Origin of the sequence: Phormidium sp. FACHB-592, assembly GCF_014695795.1 — a bacterium.
Classification (GTDB): Bacteria; Cyanobacteriota; Cyanobacteriia; order Leptolyngbyales; family Leptolyngbyaceae; genus Stenomitos.
The window spans coordinates 1-5,474 of sequence record NZ_JACJOZ010000112.1 but is presented as its reverse complement, the minus strand read 5'-3'; the positions used below and the strand labels follow the sequence as shown (position 1 = coordinate 5,474).

Genomic DNA, 5,474 nt, shown 5'->3' with positions numbered 1-5,474 from the left:
AGAAGGATTTAAGCAGGAGGTTACTCAACAGAACGGTGGAATAGCCGCATTGGACTACCCCACCATTTGCCTAAGAATCAACCTGGCACCGAGCTATTTTTGCAGGGAGCTACCCCCCAACTATCTTTGCCGCTGTAATGTTTCACACCTGAGTTCGGGATGGGTCAGGGTGGGACCACTACGCCATAGGCACCAGGAAAGCCAAAAGCTTAAAACAGAGCCTTGAAGGCTGCATAGCAACTTGTTTTAGTTTCAGTATCACCAATGATGGAGGTCAAGCCCTCGGTCTATTAGTACGGCTCGACTGCATGCATTACTACACTTCCATCTACCGCCTATCAACGGGTGTTCTACCCGTGACCTTACTGGGTTAACCCATGAGAGCACTCATCTTGAGGTGGGCTTCCCACTTAGATGCTTTCAGCGGTTATCCGCTCCGCACATGGCTACCCAGCGTTTACCGTTGGCACGATAACTGGTACACCAGCGGTGCGTTCCTCCCGGTCCTCTCGTACTAAGGAGGAATCCTCTCAATGCTCTTACGCCTGCACCGGATATGGACCGAACTGTCTCACGACGTTCTGAACCCAGCTCACGTACCGCTTTAATGGGCGAACAGCCCAACCCTTGGGACGTACTACCGCCCCAGGTTGCGATGAGCCGACATCGAGGTGCCAAACCTCCCCGTCGATGTGAACTCTTGGGGGAGATCAGCCTGTTATCCCTAGAGTAACTTTTATCCGTTTAGCGACGGCCCTTCCACGCGGTGCCGTCGGATCACTAAGGCCGACTTTCGTCCCTGTTCGACTTGTTGGTCTCACAGTCAAGCTCTCTTCTGCCTTTACACTCTACGGCTGATTTCCAACCAGCCTGAGAGAACCTTTGCGCGCCTCCGTTACTTTTTAGGAGGCGACCGCCCCAGTCAAACTGCCTACCTGAAACTGTTCCTCAACCAGATTATGGTCTAAGGTTAGAATTCTAGCCTTGCTAGAGTGGTATCTCACCGTTGGCTCCAGTGTCCCCACAAGAACACTCTCATAGCCTCCCACCTATCCTGCGCAAGCAAAGCCCGAACCCAATCTCAGGCTACAGTAAAGCTTCATAGGGTCTTTCTGTCCAGGTGCAGGTAGTCCGTATCTTCACAGACAATCCTATTTCGCCGAGCCTCTCTCCGAGACAGCATCCAGATCGTTACGCCTTTCGTGCGGGTCGGAACTTACCCGACAAGGAATTTCGCTACCTTAGGACCGTTATAGTTACGGCCGCCGTTCACCGGGGCTTCAGTCGCCAGCTTCGCTTGCGCTAACCGACTTCCTTAACCTTCCGGCACTGGGCAGGCGTCAGCCCCCATACATCGTCTTGCGACTTAGCGGAGACCTGTGTTTTTGGTAAACAGTCGCCTGGATCTCTTCACTGCGACCAGCTCTCGCTGGCACCCCTTCTCCCGAAGTTACGGGGCCATTTTGCCGAGTTCCTTAGAGAGAGTTATCTCGCGCCCTTTAGTATTCTCAACCTTCCCACCTGTGTCGGTTTAGGGTACGGGTCATTTTGGCTTAACGTGTTTAGAGCTTTTCTTGGAAGCTTGACATCAACTACTTCGGGGACGTATCCCCTCGTACTCACGCCTCAGCTCAAGTCGTTTTCACCGACTCTCAATACCTCGGACGCTTGAACCGGTAACCAACATCCGGCTAGCTTAGCCTTCTCCGTCCCTCTGCACAAACCAAAACAAGTACTGGAATATTAACCAGTTGTCCATCGACTACGCCTTTCGGCCTCGCCTTAGGTCCCGACTAACCCTCCGCGGACGAGCCTTCCGGAGGAAACCTTGGGATTTCAGGGCATTGGATTCTCACCAATGTTTGCGCTACTCAAGCCGACATTCTCACTTCTGCTTCGTCCACACCTGCTCTCGCTGATGCTTCTAACTACAACAGAACGCTCCCCTACCGATATTTGCATATCCCACAGCTTCGGTACATCATTTAGCCCCGTTCATTTTCGGCGCAGGAGCGCTTGACCAGTGAGCTATTACGCACTCTTTTAAGGTTGGCTGCTTCTAGGCAAACCTCCTGGTTGTCTCTGCACTCCCACCTCCTTAATCACTGAATGATGATTTGGGGACCTTAGCTGGTGGTCTGGGCTGTTTCCCTCTTGACGATGAAGCTTATCCCCCACCGTCTCACTGGCAATGTGTGCACTGGGTATTCAGAGTTTGACTCGATTTGGTACCGCTCTCGCAGCCCGCACCGAATCAGTGCTTTACCCCCCAGCTATAATCATTGCCGCTGCGCCTCAACACATTTCGGGGAGAACCAGCTAGCTCCGGGTTCGATTGGCATTTCACCCCTAACCACACCTCATCCGCTGATTTTTCAACATCAGTCGGTTCGGACCTCCACTTGGTGTTACCCAAGCTTCATCCTGGACATGGTTAGATCACCCGGGTTCGGGTCTATAAACACTGACTAACGCCCTTTTCAGACTCGCTTTCGCTTTGACTTCGCCATTCCCGGCTTAATCTGCCAGTGCCTATAAGTCGCCGGCTCATTCTTCAACAGGCACACCGTCACACGTTAAATCGTGCTTCGATTGCTTGTAAGCTGATGGTTTCATGTTCTATTTCACTCCCCTCCCGGGGTTCTTTTCACCGTTCCCTCGCGGTACTGGTTCACTATCGGTCACACAGGAGTATTTAGCCTTACGAGGTGGTCCTCGCGGATTCAATCGGGATTTCACGTGCCCCGACCTACTCGGGATCCAGCTAGTAGCGTTAAGTTTTCGACTACAGGATTTTCACCTTCTCTGATGCAGTATTCAGCTGCTTCGTCTAACCGCTCGCGTCCATGTCGCTGTCCCACAACCCCAGACTGCATGCAATCTGGTTTAGGCTCTTCCCGCTTCGCTCGCCGCTACTAAGGGAATCACGTTTGTTTTCTCTTCCTACAGCTACTAAGATGTTTCAATTCGCTGCGTTCGCTCTTGCTACCCTATAGATTCAGGTAACAGTATATAGGGTTGCCCCATTCGGAAACCCCCGGATCAATGCCTGCTTCCAACTCCCCGGGGCATATCGTCGGTAACCACGTCCTTCGTCGCCTCTGTGTGCCTAGGTATCCACCATCAGCCCTTTGTAGCTTGACCACAAAATTTCATTGGTGTCTGTGATTGGATAAATAGTCGACCGCAACTAGCGAACAGTACTAAAACTATTCACGTAGCAACAAACAACTACTTATCGTTATCTACCTGACAAGTTACTATGCAGTTTTCAAGGTTCTGGCTGGAACTAAATCCAGCAGTCTCTCTAGCCAAATACACTAGATGAGTTGCTGAAATAAAGACCCTACAACTTGGACTAAAACTAAAAGCCCAGTGGAGGTTAGCGGACTCGAACCGCTGACATCCTGCTTGCAAAGCAGGCGCTCTACCAACTGAGCTAAACCCCCAGAAAAGCTACCAACGCTCAGTTAGCTAACCTCAGCCCGAAAAACTGACGGTGCTAACTGATGGCTGACCGCTCTCAAAGGTGGGCCATCCTGGACTCGAACCAGGGACCTCACCCTTATCAGGGGTGCGCTCTAACCACCTGAGCTAATAGCCCATAAACCAAACCTAGCTAGCTTGGAAGCCAACACTTATCTTTGAACGACCTTGGGATGACCAACATTGGCTCTAATAACAAAATGTGTTCAAGCGTCAATGCGGGTAGGTCTCCCTAAAAGGAGGTGATCCAGCCACACCTTCCGGTACGGCTACCTTGTTACGACTTCACCCCAGTCATCAGCCCTGCCTTCGGCATCCTCCTCCGCAAGCGGTTGGAGTAACGACTTCGGGCGTGGCCAACTCCCATGGTGTGACGGGCGGTGTGTACAAGGCCCGGGAACGTATTCACCCCAGTATGCTGACCTGGGATTACTAGCGATTCCTCCTTCATGCAGGCGAGTTGCAGCCTGCAATCTGAACTGAGCCACGGTTTATGGGATTAGCTTGCTATCGCTAGCTCGCAACCCTTTGTCCGTAGCATTGTAGTACGTGTGTAGCCCAGGACGTAAGGGGCATGCTGACTTGACGTCATCCCCACCTTCCTCCGGTTTGTCACCGGCAGTCTCTCTAGAGTGCCCAACCAAATGCTGGCAACTAAAAACGAGGGTTGCGCTCGTTGCGGGACTTAACCCAACATCTCACGACACGAGCTGACGACAGCCATGCACCACCTGTGTTCGCGCTCCCGAAGGCACCCTCGACTTTCACCGAGGTTCGCGACATGTCAAGCCCTGGTAAGGTTCTTCGCGTTGCATCGAATTAAACCACATACTCCACCGCTTGTGCGGGCCCCCGTCAATTCCTTTGAGTTTCACACTTGCGTGCATACTCCCCAGGCGGGATACTTAACGCGTTAGCTACGGCACTGCCCGGGTCGATACGGGCAACACCTAGTATCCATCGTTTACAGCTAGGACTACAGGGGTATCTAATCCCTTTCGCTCCCCTAGCTTTCGTCCATGAGTGTCAGTAATGGCCCAGTAGCGCGCTTTCGCCGCTGGTGTTCTTCCCAATATCTACGCATTTCACCGCTACACTGGGAATTCCCGCTACCCCTACCATACTCTAGTCGCTCAGTTTCCACTGCCTGTACGAGGTTAAGCCTCGCGCTTTAACAGCAGACTTGAACAACCACCTGCGGACGCTTTACGCCCAATAAATCCGGATAACGCTTGCATCCTCCGTATTACCGCGGCTGCTGGCACGGAGTTAGCCGATGCTGATTCATCAGGTACCGTCAGAGCTTCTTCCCTGATAAAAGAGGTTTACAACCCAAGAGCCTTCCTCCCTCACGCGGTCTTGCTCCGTCAGGCTTGCGCCCATTGCGGAAAATTCCCCACTGCTGCCTCCCGTAGGAGTCTGGGCCGTGTCTCAGTCCCAGTGTGGCTGATCATCCTCTCAGACCAGCTACTGATCGTCGCCTTGGTAGGCCGTTACCCCACCAACTAGCTAATCAGACGCGAGCTCATCTTCAGGCACTAAAGCTTTCACCTCTCGGCACATTGGGTATTAGCAGTCGTTTCCAACTGTTGTCCCCAACCTGAAGGCAGATTCTCACGCGTTACTCACCCGTCCGCCACTAAGTCCCGAAGGACTCCGTTCGACTTGCATGTGTTAAGCAGACCGCCAGCGTTCATCCTGAGCCAGGATCAAACTCTCCATGTTGTAAAAAACAAGAAGAACCCTTAAGGCTCAAATCTAAGCAAACACATTAGCCGAAACTAATGCCCTTACCTTTCGTTATCTCATTCCTAAGAATAAATTCCTAGAAAACACTTTCTTTCACAAAGATTAAGTGCTATTCTGGCTTCCAAACTATTTAATTCTCTAGGTTCAGGCGACCTCGGCTCGCTTCACTTTCGCTGCGCTTGCCTCACCGCTTATCTAACATAACAACAGAAGAAGGAAACGTCAAGCAGGAAAAAAAA

The 5,474-nt window shown here is 51.9% G+C and carries 2 tRNA genes and 3 rRNA genes; all 5 read right to left on the bottom strand.

Annotated features, from left to right (window positions below):
- Positions 1-80 precede the first annotated feature (80 nt).
- Positions 81-197 (bottom strand): 5S ribosomal RNA (gene rrf / locus H6F86_RS31430).
- A 73-nt stretch (positions 198-270) separates the two neighbouring features.
- Positions 271-3,144 (bottom strand): 23S ribosomal RNA (locus H6F86_RS31425).
- A gap of 232 nt (positions 3,145-3,376) precedes the next feature.
- Positions 3,377-3,449, bottom strand: a tRNA-Ala gene (locus H6F86_RS31420).
- Between the two features lie 81 nt (positions 3,450-3,530).
- Positions 3,531-3,604: transfer RNA gene (locus tag H6F86_RS31415), tRNA-Ile, on the bottom strand.
- A 117-nt stretch (positions 3,605-3,721) separates the two neighbouring features.
- Positions 3,722-5,211: ribosomal RNA gene (locus H6F86_RS31410) — 16S ribosomal RNA — on the bottom strand.
- Together the 16S, 23S and 5S rRNA genes with 2 tRNA genes alongside form the textbook arrangement of a ribosomal RNA operon.
- Between the last annotated feature and the right edge of the window lie 263 nt (positions 5,212-5,474).